The sequence below is a fragment of the Ectopseudomonas alcaliphila genome, from assembly GCF_900101755.1.
In the GTDB taxonomy this organism is placed as follows: Bacteria; Pseudomonadota; Gammaproteobacteria; order Pseudomonadales; family Pseudomonadaceae; genus Aquipseudomonas; species Aquipseudomonas alcaliphila.
Genome location: NZ_FNAE01000003.1, coordinates 381,173 through 397,463, shown reverse-complemented (window position 1 = coordinate 397,463; position 16,291 = coordinate 381,173). Strand labels below are relative to the sequence as shown.

Genomic DNA, 16,291 nt, shown 5'->3' with positions numbered 1-16,291 from the left:
TTGTACTCCTCATGAACCCTCAGCGGGTTGGATTCAGGACCCGAAGTTGGTCCAGGCAACCGCGCAGGTCGACCGAGCGGGACAGGTCACGCAGCCGGATATCGAGGCTGGCGAGGTTGCGTACGGTGTTCAGATTGCCGCCGATGGCGCTGTGCTGCCCCATGCCGCCGGCTCCGAGCTGCTGGTTGGCGATGCCCTGGCCATTGCTTGCCTGGATGGCGATGGCCAGGCCGCCGTTCTGGCTGGAAAGACGCACGGTTCCGGCGCCGTTGCTCCACACCTGACCGTTGCTCCAGGCCTGGGCGCCGCTGGGCATATCGCCGCTGGGGCCGCTGGAGATACGGATTTCCATGCCGTTCTCGCCCTGGTTGCCATCGCCGGCCACGCGTACGCTCTGGACGATGCCGCGTACGCTATCCAGGCCGGCCCCACCCAGAATCTGGCCGTTGCCGGCAGTCACCGTCCCACCGTTGCCAGCTCCCTCGATGGGCATGGCATAGAGCACCGGTTGTGGCTGGCCGGCGGACATGCTCATGCCCACCTGAGCGCCGATGACCTGGCCGGCGGCGTTTTCCCAGGTGGAGGTCATCACCACGCCGAAACTGATGATGCGGTCGGGTAGAACGTAGCGGCCGCGCAACTGCGCCAGCTCGCTATCGCTCAGCTCGGTTGGTCTGAATATCTCACTGGCACTGAGTGGCAGGCTGAGTGCCAGAAGTGCCGGTAGGCACCAGGTTCGCTTTTTCATTACCGCCTGCCTTGGGGCAGTCTTGCCCGTCGTGATCTAGAAGAAATCGCTCTGGATGAAGCCGAAATCCATCAGCTCGGCATCTCTGACCGGGCTGAAGGTGTGAATCCGGGTTTTCGTCGTCAACGGTTCCGGCGGCGAGAGCAGGGCGTTGTTGCGGTCGTAGCCAGGGCCGATGAGAGCGAAGATGATGCCGTTCCAGCCCCTGGTGAATTCCTCGAGTGGCATTTTCTTGTGCCCGAGCACCGAATCGCCGAGATAGACGTAGCCCTTGAAGGTCCGCTGCAGAATGACGAAGTGCTTGTAGCCGCGTACGTCGAGCAGAACGATGCTGGGCACTTTGAGGCTCTCCAGCTTGTCCGGCTCGATACGGTAACCACGGGCGCGCAGGCCGAGGCTTTCGGCATAGCGCTTCATGTCGAGCATGGAGAAACCCTGGGTGCGCACGACCTCCGGGTCGGCGGTGGCGAGCATGCCCCGGATGACATCGTCTTCTTCCAGGTTCCAGCCGTAGGCCTTGTTGAGGATGGTGGCCATGGCAGCTGCACCGCAGGAGAAGTCGGTCTTCTGTTCCACCAGGTCCTGGAAGCGGCGTTCGCGGATGCTCACCACTTGCTTGTAGGCGAGGTTACCGCCGGGTAGCGCGGCGAAGCGGATTTCCGCGGCGTACGTACCGTCTACGCCGATCAGCAGGAGGGTGATGCTCAATAGCCAGGCCAGGCTCTTCATGGCGATGATCTCGAAAGATGGACGGGACTCGGCCACGCCGGCCCCGTCCGTTTCAACCGCTGCTTAGCGACAGGCATTGCATCCTGCGGCGATCGCCAGAGCGTTGCTCTGCTGGTTGCCACCACCGGCCGCTACGTTCACGCCGACGTTGCCGGAAGCGTTGTTGAGCGAGGCAGTGATGGAGGCGGTGTTGACCACCGGGGTCTGCGGTTTTTGCGGGACAGGGAACCAGCCCAGGCCGCTGGAGACGCCATTGAGGCCAGCTGCGACCTCGTAAACGTCGCCGATCTTGTTCTCGGTGAAGTTGCCGTGGGAGTCCTGCAGCATGTTCACCGATGCGGTGGCGGTGGTGGCCTGCTCGGAGGAGGCGATCGACAGGTCGTTCTTCTGCTGGTTGAAGTTGCCAGCAGCCACGTTCATCCCGACGTTGCCCTGCGCGCCATTACCCGAGTCGTTCACGCTGGCCGAGTTGGGGTTGCCATAGTTGACCAGATCGTTGTCGTGGGCCTTCTGGGTCACGCTGATGCTGGCGCTGGCTTCCTGCCCCAGGTACTGGCCGAAGACGAACAGGGCGTCAGCGGTGGCGATCGCCGCAGCGTTGGCCTGCTGGTTGTTGTCGCCAGCAGCCACGTTCGCACCCACGTTGCCGGTGGCGCCGTTGAGCGAACCATCGATGGACGCGGTGTTCTTGGTCTCCTTGTTGATCACCTGGTTGTTGTAGTTGTACTGCGTGTCGTTCACGCTGGCGGACGAGCCGCTGGCATGGGCGCCGGGCAAGCCGGCGGCGTATGCACCGGAGGCCATTACTGCTGCCATCGCCAAGGCGAGAGGGCTGAAGATCATCGATGTTTTCATGGTCTTTCTCCTATCGGATTGTGAGGTATCGTCTACATGAGGGTCAGTCCGTGACCCGTATGCTCAGGCTGTTGGTCGTTCTATTACCAACGCCGGCACTCTGGTTCAGCTGCACCACGCCACGGCTTCCCGAGAAGGCCTGGTCGCTGATCTCGACGATTCTTTCCCCGTCCACCGTGGCGCCGCCGAGCGTTGCCGAGGTGATTGCCGTGCTCTGGGAAAGAACGGCGTCGTCGAGGCTTTCCGGGATGACGCCGACCGCCATTCGGAAAGCATTGATGTTCTGGTTGCCGATGCCGGCGCTCTGGTTGATGCCGCTGATTCCACTGGCCTGGCTGAAGGCCGCTCCCTGGATACGGGCAGCGGCATCGATACCTTCGGGTAGGGCGATGGTGCCGCGGACCTGCTCGACCCGCAGGCTGGTGGCCGGTTGATCGCCGATGCTGATCACCCGCACATTGGTTTGCTGGTGGCCATTGCCGGCTGCCTGGTTGAGGCTGGCGTTGCCGCTGAAGTACTTGAAGCTGTCGTTCAGTTGCACCTGCGACCGGGCGCCGGGTTCGGCGGCGAGCAGCGGCCCGCAGGCGAGCAGCAGCAAGAGTGCGAAGCTGCGCATGTCAGCGTCCTCCCAGCTGTTGCAGTGGACGCAGCCCTTGCTGCAGTGACCGGTTCACCTGACCGGATATTCCGCCGTCCGCACCCCGGGCACCGCCATGCACGGCGCTCATGCCTGGCAGGTTCTGAGAGGGCATGCGTTCGATCTGCCGTTGGCCGCCGGTCTGCGGGCTACCGACCACGAGTCCCGGCAGGACCGAGCCGGTGGATACGTCGGCGAAGTCGCCATCGCTCAGCTCGACCATTGCGCCTGTGGTGATGGCGCCCGGGTTCACGGTTTTTGGATTGGGATCGGGAACGACCGCTGGCCGGGTGGCGCTGCGCGGCTGCACGTCGCGAGTGATGATGATCTGTCCCGGCTCGGCCATGGCCAGCGGCGCTGACAGCGCGACGGCCGTGCACACGAGAAGCACCTTGCTGCTGTAGCGAGTGTAAAGGCGCATGACCTACCTCCCCCGAGACCTGTGAGCCTGCTTCAAGCGCTGGCACTGCGGTAATGCGCTTCGCGTGCCAGAACTGAAAAATTCTTTTATTTCAATGAGTAAGGGATTATTGCGGGGTGCGAGAGGGGAAGATTTGTTGCAGTCTTGAGACAATTACTGGACAGAGTCTGCGCTCGTACTATCGGGGGAGGCCTTGGCCTGCGGGGCTTTGCAGCCCGCTGCGCGACAGTCTCTGGACTGAGACAGCGGGGCGAGATGCCGAGAGAGGAGGGCGGTGCAGGTGGCGCGGCCCTGCTCAACGCCCGCCTGGTTTCCCAACTATGTGACCAGTGCCCCATCAACAGGATTGGCAGACTGCCGCTCCCGAAATATTCTCCGGTCTCTGGGCTAACGAAGTGTGAACAGGCAGGATGCTGACTCTGCACTCCGTTAGCTCAGAAACCTTACTTCCTGGCCTGTTTTAACAGGCCACTTCATTGGCATTTGCAATGGCTCAGGTCAGCCCTGACAGCTCGCTCTGGCGAGCGTCAGGGTCTTTTTGCGCTCGGCGATCATCACTGCCCAGAGCCATCCGCTGCGAGCATTATCGAGCTAGGTCTGGGCCAGCTTCACGCCTTGGTTGAACGCCTCCCTGCAGTCGGCAGCCCAGGCGATCTCCATGCCTGGATGGCCGTTGTGAGGCGGAAGGTAGGTCATCACACCCTTGCTCACGCGTGAAGCACAGTAATGTGCGCGTTTCGATTGATACGCCTAGGAGTATCCAGATCCTGAGGGGGGAGCTGATCTACTCGTAGCGTCGTACTCGGAATAACAACCCAAAGCAGCCCCTTATCCTTGATCAATCAAAAGCTGCTATATACCTATGCCACTCCATTACTTGTTGATGAGCAACAGGGATGTCGCGCTCACTTTGCATGGGATCCAGCTTCGTTCATTGTGCTTGGCGCTGGCGTGCCAATCACTCGATTCGCCTGATTGCTAACGTCACGATGTAAATGATGTGATCTAGTATGTGACTACGACTCAGCACACTGGATTCATTTGTTCTTGGAGTACCCGTTGTGGCCCCGATGACATTTATCTACCTGATAGCCGGCCTAGTGCTTCTTGTTGCTGGCGCCGAAGTGTTGGTGCGGGGCGCGGCCAAGCTGGCGTCGCAGTTTGGCATATCTCCGCTGATCATTGGGTTGACGGTGGTTGCCTTCGGCACTAGTGCGCCTGAGACCGCAGTAAGCGTGCAGGCAGCACTTAAAGGCAGCGGTGATATCGCAATCGGCAACGTGGTCGGTAGCAATATCGCTAACGTCTTGTTCATTCTAGGCCTGACTGCACTCATTGCCCCCCTAGTCGTGTCTCGTCAATTGATCCGCCTCGATGTACCGATAATGATTGCGGCCAGTCTAGTCACCTATGCATTGGCATGGAATGGCACGCTAAGCCGTCTGGATGGAGCCTTGCTGTTTGCAGCGATAATCGGCTACACGCTGTTCCTGATCCAGAACAGTCGTCGCGCAAATGCCGAAGCCATTGCAAATGATGAGTTCGCCAAAGAGTTTTCTGCCGACGCGCAACCGAAGCCTTACTCCAGTTACATAAATGCAGGTCTGGTTGTTTTGGGTCTGGTATTGCTTGTGGTCGGCTCTAATTTTCTGGTTGAGGGGGCCGTATCGCTGGCGCGTGCGTTGGGGTTGTCAGAGCTGGTGATCGGCTTGACGGTAATTGCCGTTGGAACGTCGCTGCCAGAGCTGGCTACCTCGATACTTGCCGCTATTCGCGGGGAAAGGGACATCGCGGTTGGCAACATCGTTGGCAGCAACATTTTCAACTTGCTGTGCGTGCTGGGGCTGTCGGCTCTGGTCGCACCGCAAGCCGTTGCAGTGTCGGCCAGTGCCCTGGCATTCGATTTTCCGGTGATGATTGCGGTAGCGCTGGCTTGTCTGCCCATATTTTTCACCGGCTACAGCATCAGCCGCTGGGAGGGGCTGTTGTTCCTGGTCTATTACATCGCCTATACGGCTTACTTGGTGATGACTAGCTCCAGCGAGCCGTTTGCCGAAACCTTCGCCCATGCGATGCTCGGCTATGTACTACCGCTCACTGCGGTGACGTTGCTGGTAATTGCCATCAATGCCTGGAAAAGGCAGCGGTTTTAAGCGGAATGGGCACTCCGCTTAGCCTGGTCAAGGCGAGCACATACCATGCCTGTAGTAGTCAACCCAGTCCGGATGGTGGTTAAGTTTTTTCGGTCACCGCGGTTTGTAGCCCATGGTTGTATTGATGCGGCCTGATCCAGTTGTAGCGATGAATCAGGTAATGGCTGATATCCCGATGAGTTTCCAGGGCTGTCATTTAACCGGTCGTCGTATCCCCCTTGAAATCCAGGGACTGCAGCGAACCTGAGCTGTGCCGTTTGTGGAACAAAATCGACGTTAAGCAACTGTTTTTATGAGAGTCATTCTGAGAGCTTCTAAGAACTGAGTGTTGCAAGGCTGCCAACGATCAGTGCGTGCATGCCCTGGCTCAGCTCGGTTTCCATCTCTGCCTCCTCGGAGGCGCGTTGTGTCTCGTCTGCAGAGTCGCGGCCAGCAACCGAATACACCGTGTCTGCTACAGCGAAGCAGTGAAAAGCTACCGTCGCTAACAGTTGCCGGGCCTCCTGATCAGATATCGAGTAGCAGCGGGCGATGTGCATCTGATGTTCGACGATTTTCGTCAGCATCGATTCTGTCGCGACTGAGCGACGGATTACGTAAGGCGTCAGGCCGGGGTGTGCCTTTACAAAAGCCTGAATCGAGTCGGAGAAACGCAACAGGTAGTCCTTGAGTTCAATGCGCTCGCCTTCATCGGCTCGAGGGATCTGCCAACGGTTGAAGATTTCCTCGGCCACAAGAATCTTCAGTGCCTCCAGGTTCGCCACATGCTTGTACAGCGCCATGTGGCTCACCCCAATCGCAGCTGCGAGCCCGACGAAGGTGATGTTCGGCAGGCCTATGGATATTCCCGCGTCGGCGATTCGTTCGCGTGTGATGGTGCGGGGCCTTCCGCGAGTAGCGGGTTTTTGCGGCGCTTTCATTCCAGTTCCTTCCTTCTGCGGGAAGTGTCTTGTAGCTGCCTCATTGGCTTTTCGCAAATTAGTTTATAGCCATGCAACTAAATGTGATTATAATTCTCATGCGCAGTGGCATCTCGCCTTGCTCGTTCACTCGCTGTCTTGGATTCCTCTATTTATGAGCGCTGATCAACAGGCTTCTGCCACACCCAGGGAGCCCGGCTCGATAAGCCGATTGCTTGAACCCATACGTGGGCGTTTGTTGCTGGCAGGTGCTTTAACTGCCTTTGGGGCGATGCTCACGCTGCTGCCATTGGCCGGTATCGCTCATGTTGCCGCCTTGGTGTTTGCCGGCAGCGATACTGCCTCGGCAGGCCTGTCACGCGAGATTCTTTGGGGACTGGGGATATGCCTGATCGGTCTGCTCACAGGCATGGCGCTGATCTTTGCGGGTGAATTAGTGGCGCACAGGGCTGACAATCACTTCACTCATCATCTGCGCATGGCGATCACGCAGCGCTTGGTGCGAGTGCCGCTGGGTTGGTTCGATAGTCGCGCCTCGGCAGAGGTCAAGCAGGCAATGCAGGATGACGTCGCTACTCTGCACAGCCTGACGGCGCATTTCTTTACCACAGTTGGGCGTGCGCTAGGCGTCATCGTGATCTCGGTGATCTACTTGTTCGCCATGGACTGGCGCCTGGCCATCCTCGCGCTGCTGCCATTCCCAGGGTTCTTCCTGTTTTTCGGCAGGGCCATGAAAGCCAGTGGGGCGAACATTCAGACGTTCGTGGCCGGCATGGCGCGTATTGACAACGCAGTGATCGAGTTCGTCAACGGAATGCCGGTGGTAAAGGCGTTCGGCAGCACCGGCAAAGCCCATGCAAGTTACCGGAGCGCTGTCGACGATTTCGCCAACACTTTTACTGAGTTCACCCGCCCGTTGGTGGGCTCGATGGCGAGTGCAAATGCGTTCATTGCACCGGTTTCTGTGCTTGGTGTGGTTCTGCTCGCGGGGGCGTGCTTCGTCACGCTTGGCTGGATGACCCCCGTTGAGGTATTGCCGTTCGTTCTGGTGACGCCAGGGCTCTGCGCACCCTTGATGCTGCTGCACACCGTTAGTCATGATCTGAGCAACGCCACGGCTGCTGCTCAGCGAATTCAGGCTCTGCTGAAAACGCCGCTGCTTGCGGAACCGGCACCATCCGCTATAGAGCGCCCGAGGGACAGCGAGGTACGTCTGGAGCAGCTCAGCTATGCGTATGGCGAGCACCGCGTCCTCTGCGATCTAAGTTTCATCCTGAAGCCTGGAACCACTACGGCCATTGTCGGGCCATCCGGGGCGGGTAAGTCGACAGTGGCGCGCTTGTTGCTCCGGTTCTTCGATCCTAGTGAGGGACGTATCACCCTGGGGGGTGTTGATCTGCGCCGGATCGAGACTGCTCAGCTCTACCAGCATATCGGTTTCGTACTGCAGGACGTGCGGTTGATCCACGCGTCCGTACGCGAAAACATTGCTCTGGGGCGCCCAGATGCCAGTCAGTTGGAAATTGAAGATGCCGCGAGGGTCGCGAACATTCATCAGCGCATCCTTCGATTGCCACGCGGCTACGACTCGGTTGTCGGTGAGGACGCACAGTTTTCGGGTGGCGAACAGCAACGCTTGAGTATCGCCCGTGCCGTACTGCTCGATCCTCCTGTGCTGGTACTTGATGAGGCCACTGCTGCCGTCGACGCCGAGAGTGAGGCAGCGATTCAGGATGCGCTGTCGATATTTGCCACAGACCGTACTTTGCTGGTGATCGCACACCGCCTTGAAACCGTGATCAATGCAGAGCAGATCATCGTACTCGACGAGGGGCGTATCTGTGAGCAGGGCAGGCATGACGAACTGCTTCTGCGAGGAGGCCTCTATGCGAGGCTCTGGGCTTTGGGTGGTTGCGACCAACCTGAGGCGGTGCCGGCATGCTGAAGGACATGAAGCGATTGCTTGGCGAGGAAACCGCCGTGCTGAGCCGCTATCTGTACATGGCTGTGTCTTACGCTCTGCTCAGTGGGCTGACCATCATTACTCTGATACCGGCGTTGGGTAGGCTGCTTGCCGGCGATGCCCAAAGTGCCATGTCGTGGTTCGCCGTGCTACTGGCCGGCGTACTGGTTTGCTGGATATTGCGGCGACAGGTGGAGCAGGCCGGGATTGCGGTGGGTGTGGCGGTACTGCGTGGTGGGCGGCAGCGTATCGGTGACCATGTGGCGACGCTGCCGCTGGGCTGGTTCGACGCCACGAACAAGGCGCAGCTTGGTCACGTTATCAGTCAGGGAATGATGACAGTGGCGCAGCTTCCTGCTCACGTTTTCACTCCACTGATCAGCAGCCTATTAACTCCACTGGTGATTGTGGGGGCGCTGTTCGTGCTGCAGTGGCAGCTGGGGCTTATCGCATTGCTGGCATTGCCGTTTCTGGCCGGCATCCTAGGGTTCACCTCAGGGTTGGGTGCTTCGGTCGATGCTGCATTCCAACGTGATTTTGCTGCGACCAGCCAGCGCGTGGTCGAATTCGCCCAATCGCAGTCCGTGCTACGTGCCTTCAACGGCGAAGGCGGCGGCACCCGGCTGCTCGAAGAGGCTATCGAACAGCAGCGGCAGTCGGCCGCGCGCCTGATCTTCCGCTCGTCATTGTCGGCAGTGCTCAATGCTTGGGCGGTGCAGATGATTTTTGCCGTGTTGCTGCTCGTAGCGGGCCTCCTGCTCGCTGAGCAGATCAATGCCCAGGTAGAAACGTCGTCAATGATTGTGATGGTCGTCGCTTTGCTTTTGATCGGCCGCTATATCGACTCGTTGCTGGAGGTCGCCAGCTACGGCGAAATCCTGCGTAGCGCAAAGGGCCAGCTTGCTGCCGCGATGGAGATACTCGCGGCGCAAGCCCTGCCGGAAACTGGTCAGCCACAAACGCCGGCTGATAGCTCCATCGAGCTACGACATGTCAGCTTTGCATACGCACCGGGACAGGATGCGGTTCTCAACGATATCAATCTGCGGGTGGCGCCGGGCAGCATGGTGGCGCTGATCGGTGCATCCGGTTCCGGCAAGACCACTCTGGTAAGGCTGATCGCCCGCTTTTTTGACGTCAGCCAGGGCAGCCTGCTGGTCGGCGGGGTGGATGTGCGGCATATGGGCAGTGAACAGTTGGCCGGGCAGATCAGCCAGATTTTCCAGGACAGCTACCTCTTCCAAGGCACCATCGCCGACAACATTCGCATTGGCAGAACCAACGCCAGTGATGACGACATCCTCCAGGCTGCACGGCAGGCTGGTGTGACCAGCATTCTTGCGCGTATGCCTGATGGAATAAATACGCGGGTCGGCGAGGGTGGGGCACGTCTTTCCGGAGGTGAACGGCAGCGTATCGCCGTTGCCAGGGCGCTGCTCAAGGATGCACCGATTCTTCTGGTCGATGAAGCCACTGCGGCGCTGGATACCGAGAACCAGGCTGTGATCGCCGAGACACTGGCCAGAATGCGTGGTCGCCGTACTCTGGTGGTTATCGCGCATCAGCTGTCCACGGTTGCCTTGGCCGATCACATCGTGGTGTTGGAAAACGGTTGTATTGTCGAGCAGGGTGCTCCCGATACGCTGCGTGCTGCCGGTGATCGTTATGCGCTATTTCTGCATCAACGACAGATGGCCAAAGGTCGGCGTATTGCTGTTGGCGACAAGCAGGAGCAGGCGTGATGCGTGCAGGCTATCTGGGCTGCTTCACGGCGCTCTGCATGCTGTCGTTGATGATCGGCGCTGGTCAGTTGCACTGGTCTCAGCTGGTAGCGAATGAAAGCAGTGCCTGGCTAACCCTGACGGCGAGCCGTTTGCCTCGGCTTGCGGCACTGGTGCTGACGGGCGTTGGCTTGGCTGTTTGTGGCGTAATCCTGCAGCACATCGTGCGCAACAAGTTTGTCGAGCCGGCCACGACGGGCAGCCTCGACGCGGCAAAGTTGGGCATTCTACTGGCGATGGTGTTGATGCCAGATGCAGGAAGTTCTGGCCGCATGATTTTCGCGCTGATTTTCAGCTTTGCAGCCGGGTTGATATTCGTCGCGATTATCCGGCGAACACGCTTGCGCAGTAGCGCGTTGGTGCCGGTGATCGGCCTGATGTACGGCGGTGTGCTGAGCGCGCTTGCCGAGTTCTATGCCTACCAGCACAACATTCTGCAGAGCATGCAGGGCTGGCTTCTCGGTGATTTCTCCAAGGTCGTGCAAGGCAACTACGAGATCGTCTACCTGATCCTGCCCGTTGTGGTGCTTGTCTATCTATATGCCCAGCGTTTTACCGTGCTCGGAATGGGGGAGGGCATGGCCAGCAGCCTGGGTATGAACTATGCCGCCACGGTAGTGCTCGGATTGATGCTGGTGGCGGTGACGGTAGCCGTCACGGTAATCACCGTCGGCGCTATTCCCTTTGTTGGCCTGGTAATCCCCAATCTGGTCGCCCTGCTTTATGGCGACAACCTGCGACGCACATTGCCGATCGTGGCGTTGGGTGGTGCTTCGCTATTGGTGATCTGCGACATCCTTGGTCGCGTACTGATCTATCCGTTCGAGGTACCTATCGGTCTCACTGCCGGCAGCGTCGGTGGCGCGCTTTTGCTCTCCCTGATCATCCGGAGGGTCAGGTGATGGTGCGCCTCCATAGTTACGCGGCCTGGCTGCTGGTTTGTGTGCTGGCGTTGGTTTTCCTGTTCCTGGGTTCCGGGATGGATTTTGATTACCTCATTCCCAAGCGACTGGCCCGGTTGGCGGCGATGTTTATCGGCGGCGTTTGCGTGGCTTGCTCATCCATCGTTTTCCAGACAATTACAGGTAATCGCATCCTGACGCCGGCCATCATGGGTTACGAAGCGGTGTACCTGTTATGGCAGGCGCTTCTGGTGCTAGCCATGGGCACCTACAGCTTGGTCGCGCTGAGCAGTAGCGGCAACTTCGCATTGTCTGTGCTGCTGTTGCTTGGCTATTCCTGGATGATTCATCGCTGGTTATTCCGCGACAGCTCCAACAATGTCTATGTCCTGCTTCTGGTGGGCTTGGTGCTGACTATAGTGATCAGCACCTTTACCCAGTTCGTGCAGCTTCGGGTCAGCCCCGGCGAATTTTCTGTGCTGCTCGGCTTCAGCCAGGCCTCGTTTAATCGTGCGCAACCCGAGCAACTGTTGTACTCGGCGGCAGCGGTCATCGGCGTCCTGCTGATCGGTCGGCAGGCGTTGCCAGCCCTCGATGTACTGTCTCTGGGGCGTGATCAAGCGACTTCGCTAGGGGTGGATTACGCGCGCGAGGTACGCCTTTATCTGGCGCTGATTGCTACGCTGGTGGCGGTATCCACCAGCCTGCTCGGGCCAACAGCATTCATGGGGATCTTCGTCGCGAACGCGACTTATGCCCTGGCCCGCACCTTTCGCCATCGCATTACGTTACCCATGGGCAGCGCGATTGCCATCGCCATCTTCATCAGCGCTCAACTGCTGGTCGAGCACCTGTTCAACTACAAAACCACCGTCGGGATCCTGGTCAACCTGTTATGTGGCGGGTACTTCCTAGTACTGATGGTGCGCACCCGAGGTGCCCCATGATTACTGTCCACGATCTGCACAAGACCTATGCTGCCAAGGCCGTGCTGAATGCGGTGAGCGTCGAGTTTCCAGCGCGTCGCCTGACCTCGCTGATCGGGCCTAACGGTGCAGGAAAGACAACATTGCTGATGAGCATGGCGCGGCTACTAGAGCCAAGCCGAGGCGAGATACTTATCGGCCGTCAGCGCATTGCAGAGATCCCAACTCGCGAGTATGCCAAGCGCGTTGCCACCTTACGTCAGGCGCCGGACTTCAACTTGCGGCTGACCGTCGAGGAGCTGGTTGCCTTTGGCCGTTTCCCCTACAGCCGTGGAACCTTGACCGAGCAAGACCGGCAGGCCGTCGATGACGCTATCGCGTTCTTGGAGTTACAGCCATTACGCCAGGCCTACCTCGATGAACTGAGTGGCGGACAGCGGCAGATGTCCTTTTTGGCCATGACCATCGCCCAGCAAACCGACCTGCTGTTGCTTGATGAACCGCTCAACAACCTGGATATCAAGCACGCCGTACAGATCATGCGCGCACTGCGCCGGCTCTGCGACGAACAGGGTCGAACGGTGATCCTGGTGGTGCATGACATCAATTTCGCCGCCAGCTACTCCGACTACATCGTCGCCATGAAGCGGGGCGCTGTGCAGTACACCGGCAGCGTGGCCGAGGTGGTGACCGAGGCGCGGATGAGCGAGCTATATGGCTTGAACTTCGAGATCACCCAAGGACGCCACGGGCGCTTATGCAACTACTTCAATCCACTATGAGAACGGCGATGATCAACAACCAGCGAAACAGCGGGTGGGCCCTAGCCCTGATGGTGATGACAATATGTGTGCTGTCAGGCTGTAACGAGCAAACCGCCAGTGCGCCGGCGAACACTAGCGGGGCAGAGTTGGCGCCTTACACTCCGGTAAATGTGCAGCATCAACTCGGCACTACCGTTGTAGAGAAGCTGCCGCAGCGGGTAGCAGCGCTGGACATGAACGAGGTCGACTTTCTTGACCAGCTAAACGTGCCAGTGACCGGCATGCCCAAAGATTTCATCCCGCACTTCCTGGGCAAATACAGAGACTTGGCCGATGTCGAGGATCTCGGTTCCATCGTTCAGCCCAACCTGGAGCGCGTGCATGCGAGCAAACCGGATCTGATCCTGATTACCTCGCTGCAGGCAAACCACTATGGTGAGCTGAGCAAAATGGCACCAACCATCCAGTTCGACGTGGACTATCGCGACAGTGAGGCTGGCCATATCGACATCATCAAGGGACACCTGAAGGTGTTGGGAGAGATCTTTGGCAAACAGCAGCTGGCTGACGACAAGGCTCGCGAACTCGATGCCAAGGTCGTGCAGGCTCGGCAAGTGACAGCCGATCGCCCTGAGCGTGCTCTGGTGGTGCTTCACAACAACGGCGCCTTCAGTTCCTTCGGCGTGAAATCACGCTATGGCTTCGTATTCGAAGCACTGGGGGTAAAACCGGCAGGGCCAATGGTCGAGGCAGGCCTGCATGGCCAGCCGATTTCCAGCGAGTTCATCCAGCAGGCCAATCCCGACATCATCTATGTGGTGGATCGCACTGCCGTGATGGAGCGCCGTTCCACCATGAACGCTGAGAGCATGGGCAACCCGTTGTTGCGACAGACCAGCGCTTGGAAGAACCACCGGGTGATCTTCGTCGATCCCGAGGCCTGGTACGTAACAGCCGCCAGCCCCACCTCGCTGAGGTTGATCATCGATGACGTGATCAAGGGCTACCAGCTCTGATACACCCCCTGAGTTAACCCTGAGCTTTTGATTCGTGAGCCTGTGATGCGCATGGGCTCCGTCGCTTTAGCTCGCCCTGAGAAAAGTACTGCTACACCACATGGAGCCCTAGCGTGAATATCATCGATCAGTACAGCGCACGACCTCTTGCAGCTTTCTCCCGTAATCCCGTCGCCATTGCCGTGCAAGCCGTGTTGCTGGGAATTGCACTGAGCAGCCCGGCCCTGGCCAATGACCCGCCAGGCGCAGCAGAGTCCGAGTTGATAGAGCCAGACGACGTCTCGGTGCTGCCGGCCACGCTGATTCAGGGCAAGAGCCCGGAGCGGGAGCTACTGCCTGCCGAGTACGCAGGTGGGCAGGTGGCCTACGGCAGCCGGGTTGGGCTGCTGGGCAACAAGGACTTCATGGAAACACCGTTCAGCACCATCAGTTACACCGAAAAATTCATCGCCGATACCCAGGCGCAGAACATCACAGATGTGATCGCTGCCACTGATCCATCGGTGTTCAGCAACGGCCTTACCGGCACCTACAGCGAGAACTATCTGATCCGTGGGCTCGCTTCGAGCAGCAGCGACATGAGTTTCGGCGGGCTGTTTGGCATCGCGCCTTACTACCGCACCTCGCCGGAAATGTTCGAGCGCATCGAGGTACTGAAGGGGCCGTCAGCCTTACTTAATGGTATGCCGCCAAACGGATCCGTCGCCGGTACCGTCAACCTCGTACCCAAGCGCGCGGGCGAGATGCCACTCACACGCCTGACCGCCAACTACATGTCAGACGCCCAGTTCGGAGGCCATCTCGATGTGGGGCGGCGATTTGGCGAAGAGCAGCAGTTCGGCATCCGCTTCAATCAGGTGTATCGAGATGGCGACACTTCGGTCGACGATCAGCAGATGAAGGTCGGGGTTTCTTCGCTTGCTCTGGACTGGCGCGGCGAGCGCGCCCGGCTGTCGCTGGATCTGTACAGCGCCGAAGACCGGGTCAAGGGCCAGAACCGAGGAATCAGCCTCGCGCCAAACGTGGCGGTGCCCAAACCGCCAAAATCCGACACCCTGTTGAACCCGGACTGGGCTTACGTCGAAACGAAGGACAAAGGGGCGATCATCGCTGGTGACTTCGACTTCAATGAGCAGTTGCAGGCTTACGCCGCCATTGGAGCAAGCAAGACCGATTACGCTTACAGCGGCACCATGTCTGCCCAGGTAATCAATAACGCAGGCGACTACACCACCACCATGGGGCAGTTGAAGATGGAGCTGGATAAAACGTCCGGCGAGGCCGGCTTGCGAGGTAGATTCCAGACGGCGGGCATCCAACATCAGATGACAGTCAACGCCACCCATTATGGCGACGAGCAGAAAGACTTTGGACGTCGCTCAGTGCCCGGCGCCAACTGGACGACCAACATCTACAACCCGGTCTGGGGTCCAGCGGCCCCAGAGGCGTGGCCTGCGGTGCAACATCTGGAAAATCGCCTCGCCAGCTATGGAGCAGCTGACACGTTATCAGTCTTGGATGATCGCTTGCAGCTAACCCTGGGGATGCGTCGCCAGCAGGTGGTGACCGACACCTACAGCACAAGTACCGGTGCGCGCAGTACCCACTACAACGAAAGTGCTACGACGCCGGCAGCTGCTCTGCTAATCAAGCTCAGCGATGATTTGTCCGTCTATGCCAACTACATCGAGGGGCTTAGCAAGGGAGGCGTGGCCCCCATTACGTCCAGCAACTCGGGCGAGGTATTCGAGCCCTACAAATCGAAACAGAAGGAAGTCGGGTTGAAGCTGGACCTCGGCGATTTCACCCATACGCTTGCCCTTTATCAGATCGAACGACCAAGCAGTTATATCGATCCGGTTACCAATGTTTATTCATTTGGCGGTGAGCAGCGTAACCGCGGTGTCGAATGGGGCTTCTTCGGTTCGCCATTGAGCGACGTGCGGCTGATGGGCGGCGTCGCTTATGTCGAAGCCGAGGTACTCAAGAGTGCGAGGGCTGCCAACGAAGGTAAACAGGCAACCGGGATGCCTAAATTACAAGGCAAGTTAGGGGTGGAGTGGGATGCGCCGGTTGTTGATGGCCTGACACTGACGGCCAATGCCACGTCGGTCTCCAAACAGTACATCAGCGCCGATAACTCCTTGTCGATACCGGGTTACACGCTCTTCGACGTGGGTGCTCGCTATGCCACGCAGGTCGCAAGTCGCCCGGTAACCTTGCGGGGGGCAGTGACCAATCTGACCAACAAGGCATACTGGGGAATGCCGCTGACTTCCAGCCTGGGTCTGGGGGAGCCTCGCACGGTACAACTCTCGGCCACGGTGGATTTCTAGAACCGTTAATGGCGGCGCGATAACGCGCCGCCATTGCTGCGGAAAGATGCTGCGTGCTGACTCAAGCTCATCAGCTATTCGTTCGCATTGATGTGGAGTGGATCATAGCGAGCCCAGCCTTTTTTCAGTCTTTTCAGCAA

General features: G+C 58.9%; 14 protein-coding genes and 1 pseudogene. 8 read left to right on the top strand and 7 right to left on the bottom strand.

Annotated features, from left to right (window positions below; translation table 11 throughout):
* Positions 1–19 precede the first annotated feature (19 nt).
* The 6 genes and pseudogenes from BLR77_RS13520 to BLR77_RS25895 form a co-directional block, all read right to left on the bottom strand.
* Positions 20–748 (bottom strand): hypothetical protein, encoded by a 729-nt coding sequence (locus BLR77_RS13520; RefSeq protein ID WP_074678575.1) that lies wholly within the window; start codon positions 746–748, stop codon positions 20–22.
* Between the two features lie 36 nt (positions 749–784).
* Complete coding sequence (locus BLR77_RS13515; RefSeq protein WP_074678931.1) at positions 785–1,477, bottom strand: C39 family peptidase; 693 nt, start codon at positions 1,475–1,477, stop codon at positions 785–787.
* Between the two features lie 63 nt (positions 1,478–1,540).
* A complete protein-coding gene (locus BLR77_RS13510) occupies positions 1,541–2,332 on the bottom strand; it encodes a hypothetical protein (RefSeq protein ID WP_074678573.1) in 792 nt (263 codons plus the stop codon).
* A gap of 43 nt (positions 2,333–2,375) precedes the next feature.
* Positions 2,376–2,948 carry a hypothetical protein gene (locus BLR77_RS13505; protein WP_074678571.1) on the bottom strand — a complete coding sequence of 191 codons (573 nt, stop codon included), beginning with the start codon at positions 2,946–2,948 and terminating at the stop codon, positions 2,376–2,378.
* A gap of 1 nt (position 2,949) precedes the next feature.
* Positions 2,950–3,390, bottom strand: a complete 441-nt coding sequence (locus BLR77_RS13500) for a hypothetical protein (RefSeq protein ID WP_074678569.1) — start codon at positions 3,388–3,390, stop codon at positions 2,950–2,952.
* Between the two features lie 498 nt (positions 3,391–3,888).
* Positions 3,889–4,086: pseudogene (locus tag BLR77_RS25895) on the bottom strand (LasR-specific antiactivator QslA).
* 365 nt (positions 4,087–4,451) lie between these two features.
* On the opposite strand from BLR77_RS25895, the gene BLR77_RS13495 reads away from it, so the two are divergent.
* Complete coding sequence (locus BLR77_RS13495) at positions 4,452–5,543, top strand: calcium/sodium antiporter (RefSeq protein ID WP_139202979.1); 1,092 nt, start codon at positions 4,452–4,454, stop codon at positions 5,541–5,543.
* Positions 5,544–5,857: 314 nt separating this feature from the next.
* Here the strand turns inward: BLR77_RS13495 and BLR77_RS13490 are convergent, their stop codons facing one another.
* Positions 5,858–6,463, bottom strand: a complete 606-nt coding sequence (locus tag BLR77_RS13490) for a TetR/AcrR family transcriptional regulator (RefSeq protein ID WP_074678565.1) — start codon at positions 6,461–6,463, stop codon at positions 5,858–5,860.
* A gap of 154 nt (positions 6,464–6,617) precedes the next feature.
* Between BLR77_RS13490 and BLR77_RS13485 the strand changes: the two genes are divergently transcribed.
* The 7 genes from BLR77_RS13485 to BLR77_RS13455 all read left to right on the top strand — a co-directional run bounded on the left by BLR77_RS13485 (position 6,618) and on the right by BLR77_RS13455 (position 16,151).
* Positions 6,618–8,408, top strand: a complete 1,791-nt coding sequence (locus BLR77_RS13485) for an ABC transporter ATP-binding protein (RefSeq protein WP_074678563.1) — start codon at positions 6,618–6,620, stop codon at positions 8,406–8,408.
* Positions 8,402–10,168, top strand: a complete 1,767-nt coding sequence (locus BLR77_RS13480; protein WP_074678561.1) for an ABC transporter ATP-binding protein — start codon at positions 8,402–8,404, stop codon at positions 10,166–10,168. The genes BLR77_RS13485 and BLR77_RS13480 overlap by 7 nt, the downstream gene beginning before the upstream one ends.
* Positions 10,168–11,109 (top strand): ABC transporter permease, encoded by a 942-nt coding sequence (locus BLR77_RS13475; RefSeq protein WP_074678559.1) that lies wholly within the window; start codon positions 10,168–10,170, stop codon positions 11,107–11,109. Before BLR77_RS13480 ends, BLR77_RS13475 begins: the two co-directional genes overlap by 1 nt.
* Positions 11,109–12,056 carry an iron chelate uptake ABC transporter family permease subunit gene (locus BLR77_RS13470; protein ID WP_074678557.1) on the top strand — a complete coding sequence of 316 codons (948 nt, stop codon included), beginning with the start codon at positions 11,109–11,111 and terminating at the stop codon, positions 12,054–12,056. The genes BLR77_RS13475 and BLR77_RS13470 overlap by 1 nt, the downstream gene beginning before the upstream one ends.
* Positions 12,053–12,817: an iron ABC transporter ATP-binding protein gene (locus tag BLR77_RS13465; RefSeq protein ID WP_074678556.1), complete on the top strand. Its 765-nt coding sequence runs from the start codon at positions 12,053–12,055 to the stop codon at positions 12,815–12,817. Before BLR77_RS13470 ends, BLR77_RS13465 begins: the two co-directional genes overlap by 4 nt.
* Positions 12,818–12,825: 8 nt before the next feature.
* Entirely contained in the window at positions 12,826–13,815 is a 990-nt protein-coding gene (locus tag BLR77_RS13460) for a siderophore ABC transporter substrate-binding protein (protein WP_074678554.1), read from the top strand.
* Between the two features lie 113 nt (positions 13,816–13,928).
* Entirely contained in the window at positions 13,929–16,151 is a 2,223-nt protein-coding gene (locus tag BLR77_RS13455; protein ID WP_139202977.1) for a TonB-dependent receptor, read from the top strand.
* The last annotated feature ends 140 nt before the right edge of the window (positions 16,152–16,291 follow it).